We start from the raw sequence: 17223 nt of genomic DNA, 5'->3' as shown, positions 1-17223 counted from the left end.
TCGGGGGCCGATCCAGCAGTGTGGGAAACAGATGAAGAGACCATTGGCGTTCGCGCGCGTTCCCCAGTCGATGATGCTGATTCCGCTGGCTCCCGTGCTGGCCGTCCAGGCATGGCGGACGGTGCGCCGGACGCCGCGGCTCGATCCCGCCGGCGGGGACGAGCACGGCTTCCTGCAGGGCGCGAACCCCGGCGCGGGCCCCGCGTTCCGCGTCGTGGTGATCGGGGAGTCCACCGCCGTCGGGGTCGGGGCGTCCCGGCACGCGGAGGCGCTGCCGGGCTTCCTGGCCGAGGCGCTGCGCGAACGCCTCCGGCGCAGCGTGGCGTGGTCGGTCTCCGGTGAGAACGGCGCGACGGCCCGGCGGATCACCGGCGGGCTCGTCCCGCCGGCGAACGGCTCGGCGCCGGACCTCGTGGTCGTCACCGTGGGGATCAACGACCTGATCCGGCGGCGTCCGCTGCGCCGCTGGGCGGCCGACATGGCCGAGCTGGTCGGCGTGCTGCGCGGCCGGTACGCGCGGGCGACCGTGCTGGTGGCCGGCATGCCGCCGGTGCACCGGTTCCCGGCCATCCCGCAGCCGCTCCGCTACGTGCTCGGCGCCCGCGCGCGGACCATGGACCGGATCATGTGCGAGGCGGCGCGGGAGGGCGGGGCGGTCCACGCTCCCATGGACGAGGCGATGGCGCGCGACCGCGGGCTGTTCGCCTCCGACGGATTCCACCCGTCGCCCGCCGGCTACCGGGCCTGGGCCCGGGACCTCGCGCACGCGGCGGCCAGATCGAGACCGCCCGGCGCCGCCGGGCCCGAACCGGCGGCCGGCCGGACCGAGACGACCGGACCGAGATGACCGGACCGAACTGACAGGCCGACATGACAGGGCCGGACTCACAGCGCCGTGACAGGGCCGGACGCACACTGCGGGACGCACAACGCCGAACGCACAGGGCCGGACGCACAGGGCCGGACGCACAGGGCCGGACTCACAGCGCCGTGACAGGGCCGAACCGACACGTCATACGGCAAGCGAAGGGAGCAGCTCGCGATGACGGTCCCCGGAACGTTCCGAACGGCGGTGGAGGCCAAGGACCTCGCCGCCGTCACCCGCGCACTCGACCCGGGCATCGAGTTCCGCAGCCCGGTGATGGTGAAGCCCTACCTCGGCCGCGAGACCGTCACCGCGCTGCTCGCGGTGCTGTTCGAGGTCTTCGAGGACTTCCGCTACACCGACGACATGGTGAGCCGCGCCCCGAACGGGGCCGGTCCGCCCGCCCAGGCGCTGGTCTTCGACGCGCGGGTGATGGGCAAGTCCGTCCAGGGGGTGGACCTGCTCGGCTTCGGCGGCACCGGTCTCGTCACCGCCCTGACGGTCATGGTGCGCCCGCTGCCCGCGGCGATGACGCTCGCCCGGGTGGTCGGGAGGCGGATGGAGGAGGCCGCGGGCACCCGCGACGCCGGTCCGGGGGACGCCGGCGGCCCGGGGGCCCGGGACGACTCGGGGGGCGCGAGCGGTCCCGGGGGCGCGAGTGGTCCGGGGGGCGCGAGTGGTCCGGGGGGCAGGGACGACTCGGGGGGAGCGGAGGGTTCGGGGGGCCCGTCCGGCACGGCGCGGTCCTAGGGGCGCGCTCGCACGGCGCGGTCGGACGGCGCAGCCATTTGGGAGCCGACCCAGGAAAAGGGAGTGGAACGAAAGATGGACAGTAAGGTCCCCGCACACCCCGTGCCCCCCGCGCTCGCGGCCGAGGCCCTCGCGGAACCCGCGCCCGCGAGCCCGGCGCGCGCGGGCAGAGCGGTGCCGGGGCTGTCCCCGGCGCACCGGATCGCCGCCGACCTGGACGGGTATCTCGGTGATCCGATGGACGACGAGGCCGGTCCGTTCTCCTACAAGGCGATCGTGGAGGCCGAGGAGCGCGACGAGCTCCCGCCGGGCGCGGTGGACGCCGTCCGCGCGTGGGGCTTCCCGAAGTACCTCGTGCCGAGCCCGCTCGGCGGGCGGCTGACGACGCTGGAGGAGCTGTTCTTCGTGACCCGCGGCATCTCGCGCCGCAGCGTCACCGTCGCGGTGATGTACGGGTCGGGGCTGCTGGCGGTGAACCCGGTGTGGCTGTGGGGCGACGCGTGGCAGCGCAAGACGGTCGCGGACGGGGTGCTGCGCGGTGACCTGGCCTGCTTCGGCGTCTCGGAGGCCGACCACGGCAGCGACGTGATGGCGTCGGAGTCGGAGGCCGACCTGCGGGGCGACGAGCTGGTGCTGACGGGCGTGAAGTGGCCGGTCGGCAACGCCACCCGCGGACGTTTCGTCACCACCTACGCCAAGACGGGCCCGCGGGACTTCTCCCTCATCCTGGTCGACAAGCGGGAGCTCGACCCGGCCTCCTGGTCGACGCTGCCGCCCGTCCGGACGGTCGGGCTGCGCGGCCACGACCTGAGCGGCGTCGCGTTCTCCGGCGCGCGGATCCCCGCCGAGCGGGTGATCGGGCGGCGCGGGTCCGGGCTCGTCCAGACGCTGAAGACGCTGCAGATCACCCGGACGGCGATCGCGGCGCTGTCGGTCGGGACGATCGACGCGGTGGTGCGCATCGGGATGGAGTACGCGCGGCAGCGCACCCTGTACGGGTCGGACATCTACAAGATCCCGGTCATCCGGGACCATCTGCTCAAGGCGCATCTCGACCTGCTGATCGCCGAGTGCGTGGCGATCCCGGTGGCGCGCTGCCTGACCGTCGCGCCGGGCCGGCTCAGCCTGTGGTCGTCGATCGTGAAGTACTTCGTCCCCGTGCTGGGGGAGGAGGTCGTGGCGAGCATCGGGACCGTCCTCGCCGCGCGCGGCTACCTGCGCGAGGGCGTCGCGCACGGCGTGTTCCAGAAGCTGCAGCGCGACCACGCGATCGCCAGCATCTTCGAGGGCACCACGCACGTGAACCTCGCGAACGTCGCCGCCCAGCTCCCGTACCTGATCGACCCGCCGGAGGAGACCGGCCGCGAGGACGAGCTGCTCGCCGACCTGTTCTGCTGGACGCGGACCCCGCCTCCCTGGGCGCCCGACGGCCGCATGCTCCAGCTCACCAACGAGGGGCGCGACGAGGTCGGGCAGCGCTTCGAGGAGATCGCCGAGGAGGTGCTGTCGGCGGCGAACGCGCACGCGGCCCCCGGCGTCGCGGCGGAGCTGAAGGACCTCGTGTCCAGCATCGGCGGGCTGCGGGCCAAGGTGGACGAGGGCATCCGGGCCGGCGAGGGCGACGTCTCGTCCGTGGCGGCCCTCGCGCGGGCCAAGCGGTACTGCGAACTGCACGCGATGGTCTCGTGCATGCTGACGTGGCTGCACAACCGGCACGCGTTCGGCGGGGCGTTCGCCGACGGGCAGTGGCTCGCGCTGTGCCTGCAGCGGCTGCTCCAGCGGGCGCAGCCCGACGCCGTCCTGTCGGAGGAGTTCCTCCCCTCACTGGAGGACGCGATGTTCCGCAGTTTCGACGAGCGGCGCTGGTTCACGCTGCTGTCGTTGGCCGAGGACGAGTGATAGCCCGTGTACTCGGATTTCGTGTCGCTCGTCCGGGACAACGTCCGGACCTACGGGGACGACCGCTCGTTCACCTTCATCAGTGAGGAACCGGGACGGAAGTACAAGGAGCACACGCTCGGTTTCGCGGAACTGGACCGCAGGGCCCGTGCGCTGGCCCGCCGCCTGGAGGCGCGCGGGCTCCGCGACAGGGCCGTCCTGCTGCTGTATCCGGAGGGCCTGGAGTTCATCACGGCGTTCGTCGGCTGCCTGTACGCGCGCGTCATCGCCGTCCCGGCGCCGCTGCCCGACCTGGACGCGGGACGGTTCGGGCGCACCCGCCGCATCATCGAGGACGCCGACATCGCGCTGATCCTCACCGACACCGCGCACCGGGGCACCCTCGACGCGTGGCTCAAGGCGGCGGGCCTGCGCAGCCGCGTCCACTGCCTGGACACCCAGATCGGGAAGGACGCCGACCCGGGCGACTGGGCTCCGCCCGCCTTCAGCCCCGACACCCTGGCGTTCCTGCAGTACACCTCGGGCTCGACCAGCGACCCGAAGGGCGTGATGGTCTCGCACGGCAACCTGCTGTGCAACGGCGAGGAGATCAAGCGCCGGATCGAGGGCTCGCCCGACACCGTCGGCGTCGGCTGGGTCCCGCACTACCACGACATGGGCTTGGTGGGCCAGTTCCTCCAGCCGCTGTACCTCGGCTGCAAGTACGTGTTCACCTCGCCGATCACGTTCATCAAGCGTCCCGCGCTGTGGCTGGAGCTGATCACCCGCTACCGGGGCACGATCACCGTCGCGCCGAACTTCGGCTACGAGCTGGCGTTGCGCCGCGTCACCGACCGCCAGCTGGAGGGCCTGGACCTGTCGTCGCTGACCGTCGTCAAGAACGGCGCGGAACCCGTCCGGGCGGCGACGCTGGAGGCCCTCTCGGAGCGGTTCGGCCCGGTCGGGTTCCGGCCCGAGATGTGGATGCCCTGCTACGGGATGGCGGAGACGACGCTGCTCGTCACCGGCGCGCCGCTCGGCGGCGGCCCGGTGGTCCGCGACTTCGACGCCGAGGCCCTCGCCAAGGACGCGGCCGTCCCCCGCGACGCCCCGTCCGGCGCGCCGCCGCCCGGCACCAGGCGGCTGGTGAGCAGCGGGCGCCCCGTCACGCTGGACGTGCGGATCGTCGACCCGGAGACGCGCGCCGAGCGCCCGGAGGGCGGCGTCGGCGAGATCTGGGTGCGCGGCGGCAGCGTCGCGCGCGGCTACTGGGGCAGCCTCGAAGAAAGCCGCGCCGTATTCGGCGCGCGAACGAGCGCGGACGAGGGTCCATATCTGCGCACCGGTGATCTCGGATTCCGGATCGACGGCGAACTCTTCGTCACCGGAAGGATCAAGGACCTGATCATCGTCAACGGCCGGAACATCCACGCGCACGATATCGAGGAGGCGGCCCGCGCGGCCCATCCGGCCGCATTGATCGGCGCCGCCTTCGGCATCGACGCGGCCATTGACGCCGATCTCGACGCCGATGCCGGCGCCGCGGAGGACGACGGCAGGGAGCACGTCGTCATCGTCCAGGAGATCAGCACCAGGGCGGCCGCGGGGATGCCCCTGGACGAGCTGGCGGCCCTCATCAAGGCCCGTGTGGCAAGGGCTTTCGAGCTGCCCGCGGTGAGCGTCGTGCTCGCCGCGCGCGGCACCGTGCGGCGCACGACGAGCGGGAAGATGCAGCGCCGGCTGACCCGGGAGGCGTTCCTCAAGGGGGAGATCACCGCACTCGCCGATGATCTCGAACCGGGTGTCACGGGCCTCCGGAGAACCCCCGCATGAGCGCTTCGACCTGCAATTTCGAAGATCGAAAAATTGTCGTCGACCAATCCTAGTCAAAAGCATGACTAATCATGTCTTTGTCTGCTAACGTCGGTCGCAACCCTGAGTCAAGGCGGGGAGAGAAGGCCGATGGCGCTACGTCACGCGGTGCTGGCCGCGCTGCTCGACGGCGAGTACAGCGGCTACCAGCTGGCCAAGATCTTCGATTTGTCGGTCTCCAACTTCTGGCATGCCGTACCGCAGCAGCTCTACTCGGAGCTGTCGAGGTTGGAGACGGAGGGCCTGATCCGCGGACGGCAGATCATCCAGCACGACCGGCCCAACAAGCGGGTGTACACCGTCACCCAGGCCGGCATCGGCGAACTCGAGCGGTTCGCCGGCACCCCCGCCAAACCGGGGATCATCCGCGAGAACCTGCTCGTGATGGTCCAGGCCGTCGACCACATCTCCGCCGAGTCCGTCATCGCGCAGCTCGAGGACCGGGCGGTCGCGGCCGCCGCCAAGGTCGAGGTCTTCGAGCACACCCTGAAGCACCTGCGCGGCGACCTGGACGAGGAGACGTTCCTGCGCACCGGGTCCCCCCTCGGCCCCTACCTCACCTGCCTGCGAGGCCGCCGCTTCGAGCAGGAGAACTACGAGTGGTTCACCAGCACCGCCCGGCTGCTGCGCACCCGGACGGGCACCCAGGCCGAGGAGGGCGAGCCGTCGTGACCGGCATCATGCGGCCCGCGCCCTCCTCGAACGCGGCGCCACCGGCGCCGAAACCCCCGCGCCCACCCCAGCCCCGCACCCCGGCGGGCTGGACCCGGGCGACACGCCTTAGTCAAGGAGGCGTTCACCATGTCGGGCGAACACCACACCATCGAACTCCCTAGCAGCCCACTCCCCAACACGGCACTCCCGAGCGACCTGGCCGCCGCGACCCCACCGCACGTCCTGCCCACGATCGACGAACCGCCTCCGCTGCTGCTGGGCGAGCTGACGGTGCCCGCCGAGCGGGAGTCGGTCCCGCGGGCGCGCCGGTTCAGCCGGTCCGTCACCGTCGCGTCCGGCATCGCGCACCTGCGCGACGACGCCGAGGTCCTGGTCTCCGAACTGGTGACCAACGCCGTCCGGCACCAGGCCGACGCCGGCTCCGCGCTGTGCCTGCGGCTGCTGCGCGCCGGCGGCCGGCTCCGCATCGAGGTCCACGACCAGGGCGACGGCGTCCCCCGCCCCCGCCAGGTCGACCTCATGGAGGAGACGGGACGGGGCTGGTACCTCATCGCGGTCATGGCCGAACGGCACGGCACCGACCACACCCCGTCCGGCAAGACGGTCTGGTGTGAAGTGCGCGCCTGGCCGCGGGACGAGCGCCCCGGGCACTGAGCACCCCTTTCGCAGACCCCGGTTCGGCGAATGGATGTGCCATGCCCGAATACGCGCCCGCTGACCATCCGTCCGTCGGCTACTACCGCTCGGACGGGAGACCCGCCACGGCCGAGGAGGCCCAGCGGCTGCTGCTGGACGTGCGGGGACGCCTGCTCGCGCAGGACGTCATCCGCGTCGGCGCCGTCGTCGTGGTCGTCTCGACCTGGTTCACCGTGGTCGACCTCGGAATCGCCGCCAACGGAAGGCCGCTGCTGTGGCAGACGATCGTGTCCGACCACGCGATGCACGCGGACATCGGGCAGTACACGTCGCGGGAGAAGGCCGTGCGCGGGCACGCGCAGGCCGTCGCCATGATCTCCGGAAGGCTGCGCGGGCTGGTCGCCCGCGCGGCGCTGGACGAGGCGCGCCCCTGAGACGAGCACGCGCCCCCGAGACGAGCACGACGAACCCGTCCCCGCATCCCCCGACGACACGGGCCGCCAGCCGGCCCGGCCCGGCATGAGGTTGTGATCAGATGGCCTCGAAGACACCCCGCGACGACGTTTCCGGCGGCAGGGCCCGGAGGCGGCGTCCGATCCGCCTGCGGATCACGGCGCTGCTGCTGGTTCCGCTGGTGTCCCTCATCACCCTGTGGGCGTTCGCCGCCAACATCACGCTCGGCGACGCGTTCGACAAGTACGACTTCTCGACGACGTACGAGAAGATGGGCCTCCCCGGCCTCTACCTGGTGAACCAGCTCCAGGCGGAACGTTCCCTCAGCGTCGTCGCGCTGGCCACCCGCGACGCCAAGGACAGGCAGAAGCTCGGCGGGCAGCGCGCGCGGGTCAGCGCGGTCGAGAAGGGCTTCCGCGCGACGGCCCTGTCGGCGGACGCGCAGGACGCGGCGCAGCCCGAGACGAAGCGGCGCCTCGCCGAGGCGGTCAAGGCCCTCGACAAGCTGCCGCAGCTGCGCGGCAAGGTCGACGCCGGCCAGGTCGAGCCGCTCGACGTCATCAACGCCTACAGCACGATGCTCGACCAGGTCATCAAGGTCTTCGACGGCCTGGTGACGGTCAACGACGTCGCGATCCTCACGCAGGGCCGCGCGCTGATCGGCATCGGCAACGCCCGCGCCTACATGCTGCGGGAGGACTCGCTCGTCACCGCCGCGATGGCGCGCAAGGGCCGGCTGACCCCCGCCGAGCACACCGCGTTCGTCCAGTGGGCGGCGGAGGGGCGGCGGGAGTTCGAGGCCGGGCTCGCCGACCTGAACGACGAGATCCGCGGGCCGCTCCAGCAGCTCGCCGCGTCCGAGCAGTTCCAGCGGTACCGCGCGGCGGAGACCGCGATCGTGAACGCGCGCGGCGACCGGCTGCCGGCCGAGGCGGCCGAGTGGCAGGCCACCACCCAGCTGCTGTCGCAGGCGTGGGGGCAGAAGGTCCAGCAGGCGAGCCTCGCGCTGAACGAGCTGGCCAAGCCGATCGGCGAGCGGATCGTGATGCGGCTCGTCCTCGCCGGCGGGTTCGGGCTCCTCGCGGTCATCGCGTCGATCGTGCTGTCGCTGCTGGCGGCCCGCAGCCTGTCCCGCGAGCTGCGCGGGCTGCAGCGCGCCGCGCTGACCCTCGCCGAGGACCGGCTGCCCCATGTCGTGGCCCGGCTGCGGCGCGGCGAGGAGGTCGACGTGGACGCCGAGGCGCCGCCGCTCGTCATCGGCAAGACCAAGGAGGTCGCGCGCGTCGGCGACGCCTTCACGAAGGTGCAGCACACCGCGATCGAGACCGCCGTCCGCGAGTCGTACCTGCGGCAGGGCATCAGCCGCGTGTTCCTCAACGTCGCGTGGCGCAGCCAGTCGCTGCTGCACCGCCAGCTCCGGATGCTGGACGAGATGGAGCGCGGCGCGTCCGACCCGAAGGCCCTGGAGGACCTGTTCCGGCTCGACCACCTCACCACCCGCATGCGCCGGCACGCCGAGGGCCTGGTCATCCTGTCCGGGACGTCCCCGGGCCGCGGCTGGAGCCGCCCGGTGCACGTCGAGGACGTGCTGCGCGCCGCGGTCGCCGAGGTCGAGGACTACACGCGCGTCGAGGTCGTCGTCATGTCCGGGCAGGCCGCGCTGATCGGCGAGGCCGTCGCCGACATCATCCACCTGCTCGCCGAGCTGATCGAGAACGCCACCGTGTTCTCGCCCGCGCCCACCGAGGTGCTGGTCCGCGGCGAGATGGGCGCCAACGGGTTCGCCGTCGACGTCATCGACCGCGGCATCGGGCTCGACCAGTCCGAGCTGGACGCGCTGAACCTGCGGCTGTCGCGGCCCCCCGAGTTCGACCTGGCCGTCACCGACCGGCTCGGCCTGTTCGTCGTCTCCCGGCTCGCCGGCCGGCACGGCATCAGGGTGGCCCTCCAGCCGTCGCTGTACGGGGGCGTCAGCGCCGTCGTGCTGATCCCGCGCGAACTGATCATGGACGTCGACCAGCCGGAGGACGAAGAGGGCGCCGAGGGCGCCCCCGGCGGCGCGGGAGGGCGTCCCGGCGCGAACGGCTTCGACGGGAACGGCTCCTTCGACGGCGACGTCCCGGTCGCGGGGCCCGTCCGGCAGAACGGGCACGCGCCGGCGAACGGCTCGACGCGGCAGTGGCCCACCCCGTCGGCGCCGTCGTCCACGGCGATGCTGAACGCGCCGGTGCACGACACCGCGCCCGCCCAGGACGCCCCGCCCGGATGGGACGCCTCACCCGGATGGGACGCTCCGCCCGGTTACGACACCGCGGCGCCCGACACGCCGGCGTCCCTGGAGGATCGGCCGGATCCCGGCGCGACGGTGGGGTTCAACTCGTACGACGGATCCGAGACCCCGACGTCGTACGGCGCCCCACCGTCGTACGGGGCCCAGCCCGGACCGCCGCCCGCGTTCGACGCGACGCGCCCGTTCCAGGCGGCGGGGCCGCGCATCCCCGCCTACGGCCACGACCCCAACAACGCGCCGGGCGCCTATCAGACGCCCGCGTCGTTCGGGGACGCCCAGTCGTTCCGGCAGGCCCAGTCGTTGGGGGAGGCCCAGTCGTTCCAGCAGGCCCAGTCCTTCGGGCAGGGCCAATCGCCGGGGCAGGCGCCGCCGTTCCGGCAGGACCCGGCGTTCGGCCAGGCCCAGGCGGGCGGCGGGCGCGCCCCGCTGCCGCGCCGGGTGCGGGGCGGCAACCTGGTGCCCCAGCTGCGCGACGCGGACGGCTCCGACGAGCAGCAGGCGGGGCCGTCCGACGACGCGGTCGCCGCCTGGGAGGAGCGCTCGGCGGAGGCGTCCCGCGACCTGTTCGCCTCCCTGCAGGCCGGCTGGCTGCGGGGCAGGGACGAGGACGAAGGACCGGCCGACGGCATGGAGGGAAGATCATGACCCAGCAGGGAGTCGGGGCCGAGTTGGGCTTTCTCCTCGACGATCTCGTCGACAGGGTTCCGCAGATCCGCAAGGTCGTCGTGCTGTCCCGGGACGGGCTCGTCATGGGCAAGTCGCGCGGCGTCGGGCGCGAGGACTCCGAGTACCTCGCGGCCCTCGCCGCCGGCTTCCACAGCCTGGCGATCGGCGCGAAGCCGCAACTGGAGTCCGGCGAGATCCGGCAGACGCTCATCGAGATGGACAAGGGCCTGTTCTTCGTCGTGCCCGCCGGGGCCAACAGCTGCCTGGCGCTGCTCAGCGAGGTCGGCGCGAACGCGGGCCTCGTCGCCTACGAGATGACGATGCTGGTCAAGCGCGTCGGCCGGCAGCTGTCCACCGGACTCAGGCAGGGTGCCGCCGGACCCGGACCCAGGTGACCCGCCATGGACCCCAGTGACGTGCCCGGAGCTCCCCGGGGTCCCGGCCGGGAACGGTGGCTCGACGCCGCCGCCGGGCCGATCGTCCGACCCTACGCGGTGACCCGCGGCCGGACCCGGCCGACCGGCGAACCGCTCGACATCGTGGCGATCCTCGTCGCGACCGGGCGGCGGCCCGCCGAGCCGGGCCGGCTGTCGCGCCAGCAGCGCCGGCTGCTGGCGCTGTGCCGCCGCCCGCACGCGCTCGCCGACCTCGCCTCGGACCTGAACCTGCCGTTCGGCGTGATCCGGGTGCTGGCCGGCGACCTGATCGACTCGGGCCTCGTGGACGTCCAGCGGTGGTCCACGCCGGCCTCGCCGTCCGGGTCGCCGGCCGTGATCCAGCCGCATACCGACCAGAACCTGCTCAGGATGGTGCTCGATGAACTCCGTGCACTCTGATTCACCGCCCCCCGCCGCCGAAGCCGGCGACGACCGGGAGGACGGTCCGCGCGTCGCGCTGAAGATCCTCGTCGCCGGCGGGTTCGGCGTGGGGAAGACGACCATGGTCGGCGCGGTCAGCGAGATCCGGCCGCTGCGCACCGAGGAGGCGCTGACCGACGTGAGCGTCGGCGTCGACGACCTCGACGGCGTCGCAGCCAAGACCACCACGACCGTGGCGATGGACTTCGGCCGCATCACGCTGCGCGAGGGCGTCGCGATCTACCTGTTCGGGACGCCGGGCCAGGAGCGGTTCTGGTTCATGTGGAACGAGCTGTCGCGCGGCGCGCTCGGCGCCGTCGTCCTCGCCGACACGCGGCGGCTGATGGCGAGCTTCGCCTCGATCGACTACTTCGAGCGCAAGGGCACGCCGTTCGTCGTCGCGGTCAACTGCTTCGACGACGCGGACCGGTACGACCCGCCGGAGATCCGGACGGCGCTGGACATCGACCCGCACGTCCCCGTGCTGCTGTGCGACGCGCGGCGGACGGGGTCGGCGAAAGAGGTCCTCGTGTCGCTGGTCGAGCACGCGCTGCGGCTCGCCGGCGGGGTGAGCCCCCGCCGGGCCGGCTAGCCGCGCGCTCCGCGGGCGGTCACTCGTCCCCGGGCTCCGGGGGCCGCATGATGATCTCGTCGACGCCGACGTCGTGCCCGTCCGCGCATCTGACCTGCGCCGTCACGCGCTCGCCGCAGCGGGCGTGGGTCAGCATGACCTGGCGCCCCTCCTCGTGGGGCAGGTAGTTCTCGCCCCATTCCATGAGGCTGACGAGCGTGGGCGCGAGGTCCAGGCCCATCTTCGTCAGGTGGTACTCGTAGCGCGTGCGCTGGCCGGGCTCCTGGTAGGGCTCCCGGGTGAGCAGCCCGGCCTTGACGAGATGGCGCAGGCGGGCGGTCACGGCGGACTCGGTCATGGCGAGGTTGCGCACGAAGTCGCCGAACCGGTTGGTCCCGAAGAACGCCTCGCTGAGCACCAGCACCGCGGACGGCGGGCCGAGCGCGGCGAGGGTCCTCGCGACCGGGCAGTTCTGCATCGACCAGGCGTCGCGGTCGGCGAAGTGCCCCTCAAGTGCGATTGTCACCCCTCCACTATAAACCTGCTGACTTCGCTTGACCAAAGTCAGGTCGGGCGCTAGCGTCCCTGACTATGGTGAAACAAAGTCAGGTACGCACCGGTCCCGTCCTCGCGGTGCTCTCCGTCGCCTCCTTCATGGCGGGCCTCGACCTGTTCATCGTCAACGTCGCCTTCGACGACATCGGCCGAGACTTCGCCGGGACGCCGATGGCCGACCTGTCCTGGGTCCTCAACGCCTACGCGATCGTGTTCGCCGCGCTGCTCGTCCCGCTCGGCCGCCTCGCCGACCGGTACGGCCGCAAGGCCGGGCTCATCCTCGGCCTCACCGTCTTCACCCTCGCCTCCCAGGCGTGCGCCGCCGCCCCCGACCTGTGGTGGCTCGTCGGCTTCCGCGTGCTGCAGGCCGCCGGCGCCGCCGCCCTCATCCCGACCAGCCTCGGGCTGCTGCTGTCGGCGATGCCCGCCGCCCGGCGCGGCGGCGCCGTGCGGATCTGGTCCGCCTCCTCCGCGCTCGCCGCCGCGGCCGGCCCCGCGATCGGCGGCGTCCTCGTCGACGTCTCCTGGCGCTGGGTGTTCGAAGTCAACGTCCCCATCGGGATCATCGCGGTGCTGCTCGCGCTCCGGCTCGTCCCCGACTCCCGCGAGGGCGTCACCGCCCGCATCCCCGACCTGCCCGGCACCGCCGTGCTGACCGGCGCGATCGCGCTGCTCGCACTCGGCCTCGTGAAGATCAACGACTGGCCGGGCGAGCGCACCACCGTCGTGGTCGGCGCCGCGCTCCTCGGCCTCGCCTGGTTCTGGCTGCGCTCCCTGCGGCACCCCGAGCCCGTCATCGAACCCGCCCTCCTCGCCGTCCGCACCTTCTTCTGGTCGAACGCCGCGATCCTGCTGTTCACCGTCGCGTTCGCCGCCAACCTGCTCCTCGGCGTGCTGTGGATGCAGCAGGTCTGGCACTACTCGCCCATCAAGACCGGGCTCGCCGTCGCGCCCGGCCCCCTGATGGTCCCCGTCATGGCGCTCATCGCCGGCCGCATGGCCGCCGCCCGCGTCCCCGTCGGTCTGATCACCGCCGTCGGGTGCGTGCTGTGCGCGTTCGGCGTCGTCATGATCGCGATGAGCCTCGGCCCGGCACCGGCCTACGCGTCGCAGCTGCTGCCGGGCTGGCTCATCGGCGGGACGGGCGTCGGCCTCGCCCTCCCCACCATCCTGTCCGCCGCCGCCACCGACCTGCCGCCCCACCGCTACGCCACCGGCAGCGCCGTGGTGAACATGAGCCGGCAGATCGGCACCGTCCTCGGCGTCAGCCTCGCCGTCGCCGCCCTCGGCACCCCGCACGGCTGGCCCGAGGCCCACACCGCCTACGTCGACGCCTGGCTGATGGTCGCCGGGTTCATGGTGATCGCAGCGATCGCCGCCCTTGGCATGACCCCGCGCCGCCTCCAGCCCGCCCGAACCGTCCCCGAGACAGAGAAGGAAGTGGTCGCCGGAACCTAACCCCGCCTTGCAGAACAACAGAAGACCCGGGCATCGGACGAAGCCTTGACCCGGACCGCGAGGCCCGGTTCGTCCAGACGCCCGACACCACAGCAGGCACCTCATGGCCAGAGGTGCCTGCTGTATTTATTGTTCTTTCCCCGGCGTCAGGCGCTGGAGCGCCCTCCTTCCACGGAAAGAACGTGCGATCGCTGCATCGCTCCGGCTCGCCCAGGGGCTCGCTGCGCGATCAGGTTTCTCGCAGGGTGGACGGCCTGGGTGCGTCCACCGTGCGGGCCGTGCTCGCCCCGCACACCGGTTACTGCTGTGTCGAGTTCGGCCCGCGCGACGAGTGATCCGGCGGCCGGCGCCACCCGTCGGGCTGGTCCTCCAGGGCCTTCAGCTCCGTGGACAGGCGGTCCAGGATCGGGGCGAGGCTGCGCAGTTCCGCCAGGTGGACGCGGGTCAGGTCGGCCAGGACGCGGTCGGCCGCGGCGGTCAGCCGCACCCGCATCACCCGGTTGTCGTCGGGGTCGCGCTCGCGGGCGACGAGGCCCGCGTGCTCGGCGCGGTTGATCAGCTCGACCGTGCTGTGGTGGCGCAGCAGCAGGTACTCCGCGAGCTCGCCGACCGTGGGCGGCCGCGCGGCGTCGTGTCCCCGGACGGCGAGGAGCAGCTGGTGCTGGGCCGGCGTCAGCCCGGCCGCGCGGACTGCGCCCTCGCTCCAGCGCAGATAGCGGCGCAGCCCGGTGCGGAACGCGAGCAGCGCGGTGAAATCCTCCTGGCTGAGCTCCTCCACGCGCACCCCTCGATGCTACTTCACCGCCCGTATCCGGGCAGGTGAGACCGGTGCCGGCGGCGCCGCGCCGCTGCCGGGCCGGCGATCGCGCGGCCCCGGCGGCGGTCCGTCCGAACCAGTGACGATCTTCCCGTGACGATCTCCCCTCGGACGAATTAGGGTCTCTGCAATGATTCCCCCGGGCTGCTCCGCTTTTGAGCGTGATGCCCGAATGAAAGATCTCATCGGAGGTGCGGGATGGGCGTCGTGCGGAGAGTGGGGGCGTTCGTCCTGCCGTCCGTCCTGCTCGCGGGCTGCGGGCTGCTCGCGGGGTGCGGGCAGGGCCCGGCCGACGGGTCGCTGCTCGACAAGTCGACGCTGGTCGTGGGCGTGCGGCCGGACCTGCCCGGACTCGGCCTGCGGCATTCCGACGGCCGGTTCGAGGGGTTCGACATCGACGTGGCGCGGTACGTCGGAGGCAAGCTCGGGAAGAAGGTCCGGTTCGTCCAGGTGCTGGCGTCCGAGCGGATCCCGGTGCTGACGTCGGGACGCGCCGACCTCGTCCTCGCGACGCTGTCCGTCACGCCCGAGCGCAAGACGCGGATCGCGTTCGCGGGCCCGTACTACATGTCCCACCAGGACGTCCTCGTGCGCTCGGACGAGCGCGGGGTCAAGGGCATCCGCGACCTGAGCGGGCGCCGGTTCTGCGCCGTCGAGGGCGCCGACCCGATCCAGCGGCTCCTCGCCCTGAGCGGGATGACGGCCCGGACCGTCCCCGCCAGGAGCTACGACGAGTGCATGGACATGATCAAGGCGCGGTCGGTGGACGCCATCACCACCAACGACGTGATCCTGGCCGGGCTCATCCGCCGGGAGGGGCGCGGCTTCCGGCTGGTGAACGCCCGGATCAGCGAGCAGAACACCGGCATCGGGCTCCGCCAGGGCGACACCGAGGGCTGCGAGGCGCTCAACCGGGTCATCACCGGCATGTACCAGGACGGCACCGCCGTGAAGCTGATGAACAAGTGGTTCGGCGGCACCGGCCTCGACCTGTCGATCATCGAGGTGCCGCAGTTCGAGGGCTGCGTCTGACGGGTCCCCGCCGGCCGTCCTCATCCGGCGGCGGCGTCGAGGATGAGGCGGAGCCTCTCGGCGCGGCGTCCGCTGATCGCGCCCTCCCGGGCCCGGGTCGAGATCTTGTACTGGAGACGGGCGACGTCGGCGCGGCGGCGGTCGAGCGGCGACCACGGCCGGTCCAGGATGTGCTCGATCACGTTGGTGAGGTCGAGGCCGACGTCGTCGCGGACGTCGCCGGCGGCGACGCCCTGGTACACCGACGAGCGCAGCCGGAGCAGCGCGTCGTGGATGCGGGTCTCGGGCGGCGGTCCGGCGGGCTCGGGCGGCCCGGCGGACGGCGGCTCCGCGTCCGGCGCGTCCGGATCGGGGGCGGACGCCGGGGGCGGGGACGCGGCCTGGAGCGGGAGGAGGCGGCCGGGGGAACGGTCCCGGCTGGGGAGCGTGTCGCCGATCCCGGCGACGAGCGTGGCCGCGGCGGCGATCGTGGCGGCGACGCCCGCGAGCGCGAGCCACGGGACGCGGAGCCCGCGCCGCGGGCCGCCGATCTCGTCGCGCGGTTCGCGGTGCGCGCCGGGCCCGGCCTCCGCGCCGCCGCGCCGGCCGTCCGCCGCCCGTCCGGCGGTCATGCCCGGACGGCCGCGAGGACGCGGGTCAGCTCGTCCGCGAGACCGGGGGTGAGGGCGCGCTCCCGCAGCCGGGTGGCGATCTTTTCGAGCAGGAGGGCGATCCGGCGGCCGACGTCCACGTCCCGGTCGGCGGTGAGGTCGTCCTCCAGGTTGCTGATCACGTTGTCGAGGTCGGCGGCGACGTCGGAGCGGATCTCGCCCGAGGCGTAGCCGCGGCTGACGATCGGGCGCAGCCGGCCGAGCGCCCCCCGCACCCGCGTCCCGGCCGGTTCGGCGGCGGGCGCGCCGTCCGCCGGCGCCGCCGGGGCGGGCGCCGCGCCGGTCCGGGCGGGCGGCGGGACGGCGGCGGGGGTGCGCGACGGCGAGGCGAGGATCGCGGCGGCCGCGGCGGTGACCGCGACCGCGAGGGCCAGTGCGGCGAGGCGGACGGGACGGGGGCCGTGCCGGTGCGGCGGCGGGTGCGGCGTCCCGGTCCGCCGTGCCGGTGCGGCGAGGGCCCGGCGGGGCGGGGCGTCGTCGCGGGCGAGGAGGGCGGCGATCCGCCGGGCGGACGGGGGCTCCTCGGCCAGGCAGCGGGCCGCGATCGCCGCCGGCCCCCCGGACGCCTCCGGGGCGGCGCAGGCGGCGATGACGGCGCCGAGTGCGCGGACGTCGGCAGCCTCGCCGTCCGCCGCGTCCGGCGCACGGCCGCCGCGGACGAGCCCGCCGATGCCGGTGTCGACGAGCTTGACCCCGTCGCGGAGCAGCATGATCTTGCCGGGCCGCAGGTCGCCGTGCGTCACCCCGGCCGCGTGGGCGGCGCCGAGGGCGGCGGCGATCCGGCCGCACACGCCGGCGGTCTCGCCGGCGGTGAGCGGGCCGCGGCGGAGCCGGTCCGCGAGGGTCGTGCCGTCCAGGAACTCGGTCACCAGGTAGGACGTGAGCCGCCCGGACGCGTCCCGGGTCCGGTCGCTGTCGAAGACCGTCTCCAGCGCGGGATGGGACAGCCCGGCGGCGCGGTTGACGCCGCGCTGGAACTCGTCCTGCCGGGGCCCGTGCGGCAGGCCGGCGCGCGGGGGCGCGAGCAGCTTGACCGCGACGGGACGGTCGAGCAGCTCGTCCAGGGCGCGCCAGACCTCCATCGTCCCGCCGCCGTCGAGGCGCTCCACGAGCCGGTAGCGCTCCGTCAGCAGCAGGCCGGATTCCACGGGACGTCACCCTCGTCGCACTTCGGCGCCGGGCGCGGTCCCGGCGTGTC

At 73.4% G+C, this 17223-nt stretch carries 17 protein-coding genes; 13 read left to right on the top strand and 4 right to left on the bottom strand.

The genetic code is table 11. The features are described 5' to 3' along the window. Positions 1–31 precede the first annotated feature (31 nt). From ACA511_RS34165 to ACA511_RS34115, 11 genes are all read left to right on the top strand, one after another. The gene (locus ACA511_RS34165; RefSeq protein WP_375028832.1) at positions 32–847 is read left to right on the top strand and encodes an SGNH/GDSL hydrolase family protein; all 816 of its coding nucleotides are present in this window, start codon (positions 32–34) and stop codon (positions 845–847) included. Between the two features lie 195 nt (positions 848–1042). Beyond that, positions 1043–1615 carry a hypothetical protein gene (locus tag ACA511_RS34160; RefSeq protein WP_375028831.1) on the top strand — a complete coding sequence of 191 codons (573 nt, stop codon included), beginning with the start codon at positions 1043–1045 and terminating at the stop codon, positions 1613–1615. A gap of 75 nt (positions 1616–1690) precedes the next feature. After that, positions 1691–3514 (top strand): acyl-CoA dehydrogenase family protein, encoded by a 1824-nt coding sequence (locus ACA511_RS34155; protein ID WP_375028830.1) that lies wholly within the window; start codon positions 1691–1693, stop codon positions 3512–3514. 6 nt (positions 3515–3520) lie between these two features. Further along, on the top strand, positions 3521–5326 hold the full coding sequence (locus tag ACA511_RS34150; RefSeq protein WP_375028829.1) for a fatty acyl-AMP ligase: 1806 nt from the start codon (positions 3521–3523) through the stop codon (positions 5324–5326). 129 nt (positions 5327–5455) lie between these two features. Further along, positions 5456–6037: a PadR family transcriptional regulator gene (locus tag ACA511_RS34145; protein ID WP_375028828.1), complete on the top strand. Its 582-nt coding sequence runs from the start codon at positions 5456–5458 to the stop codon at positions 6035–6037. A 129-nt stretch (positions 6038–6166) separates the two neighbouring features. Next, positions 6167–6694, top strand: coding sequence for an ATP-binding protein (locus ACA511_RS34140; protein ID WP_375028827.1), 528 nt, complete (start codon positions 6167–6169; stop codon positions 6692–6694). A gap of 41 nt (positions 6695–6735) precedes the next feature. Then, positions 6736–7110, top strand: a complete 375-nt coding sequence (locus ACA511_RS34135; protein WP_375028826.1) for a hypothetical protein — start codon at positions 6736–6738, stop codon at positions 7108–7110. A gap of 101 nt (positions 7111–7211) precedes the next feature. After that, complete coding sequence (locus ACA511_RS34130) at positions 7212–10064, top strand: nitrate- and nitrite sensing domain-containing protein (RefSeq protein WP_375028825.1); 2853 nt, start codon at positions 7212–7214, stop codon at positions 10062–10064. Continuing rightward, positions 10061–10480, top strand: a complete 420-nt coding sequence (locus ACA511_RS34125; RefSeq protein WP_375028824.1) for a roadblock/LC7 domain-containing protein — start codon at positions 10061–10063, stop codon at positions 10478–10480. The genes ACA511_RS34130 and ACA511_RS34125 overlap by 4 nt, the downstream gene beginning before the upstream one ends. 6 nt (positions 10481–10486) lie before the next feature. Further along, on the top strand, positions 10487–10921 hold the full coding sequence (locus tag ACA511_RS34120) for a DUF742 domain-containing protein (RefSeq protein WP_375028823.1): 435 nt from the start codon (positions 10487–10489) through the stop codon (positions 10919–10921). Beyond that, positions 10902–11534 (top strand): ATP/GTP-binding protein, encoded by a 633-nt coding sequence (locus ACA511_RS34115; RefSeq protein ID WP_375028822.1) that lies wholly within the window; start codon positions 10902–10904, stop codon positions 11532–11534. The genes ACA511_RS34120 and ACA511_RS34115 overlap by 20 nt, the downstream gene beginning before the upstream one ends. Before the next feature lie 19 nt (positions 11535–11553). Here the strand turns inward: ACA511_RS34115 and ACA511_RS34110 are convergent, their stop codons facing one another. Further along, the gene (locus ACA511_RS34110) at positions 11554–12039 is read right to left on the bottom strand and encodes a winged helix-turn-helix transcriptional regulator (RefSeq protein ID WP_375028821.1); all 486 of its coding nucleotides are present in this window, start codon (positions 12037–12039) and stop codon (positions 11554–11556) included. A gap of 65 nt (positions 12040–12104) precedes the next feature. On the opposite strand from ACA511_RS34110, the gene ACA511_RS34105 reads away from it, so the two are divergent. Beyond that, on the top strand, positions 12105–13526 hold the full coding sequence (locus ACA511_RS34105) for an MFS transporter (RefSeq protein WP_375028820.1): 1422 nt from the start codon (positions 12105–12107) through the stop codon (positions 13524–13526). A 298-nt stretch (positions 13527–13824) separates the two neighbouring features. On the opposite strand, the gene ACA511_RS34100 is transcribed toward ACA511_RS34105, so the two are convergent. Then, complete coding sequence (locus ACA511_RS34100) at positions 13825–14310, bottom strand: MarR family winged helix-turn-helix transcriptional regulator (protein WP_375028819.1); 486 nt, start codon at positions 14308–14310, stop codon at positions 13825–13827. A gap of 240 nt (positions 14311–14550) precedes the next feature. Between ACA511_RS34100 and ACA511_RS34095 the strand changes: the two genes are divergently transcribed. Then, positions 14551–15375 carry a transporter substrate-binding domain-containing protein gene (locus tag ACA511_RS34095; protein ID WP_375028818.1) on the top strand — a complete coding sequence of 275 codons (825 nt, stop codon included), beginning with the start codon at positions 14551–14553 and terminating at the stop codon, positions 15373–15375. 20 nt (positions 15376–15395) lie between these two features. On the opposite strand, the gene ACA511_RS34090 is transcribed toward ACA511_RS34095, so the two are convergent. Further along, positions 15396–15986 carry a hypothetical protein gene (locus ACA511_RS34090; RefSeq protein ID WP_375028817.1) on the bottom strand — a complete coding sequence of 197 codons (591 nt, stop codon included), beginning with the start codon at positions 15984–15986 and terminating at the stop codon, positions 15396–15398. Continuing rightward, positions 15983–17173: a hypothetical protein gene (locus ACA511_RS34085; RefSeq protein ID WP_375028816.1), complete on the bottom strand. Its 1191-nt coding sequence runs from the start codon at positions 17171–17173 to the stop codon at positions 15983–15985. Before ACA511_RS34085 ends, ACA511_RS34090 begins: the two co-directional genes overlap by 4 nt. Positions 17174–17223: the final 50 nt, after the last annotated feature.

Source organism: Actinomadura sp. GTD37 (genome assembly GCF_041951365.1).
Taxonomy (GTDB): Bacteria; Actinomycetota; Actinomycetes; order Streptosporangiales; family Streptosporangiaceae; genus Spirillospora.
This window is presented reverse-complemented; position numbering and strand designations above follow the sequence as displayed.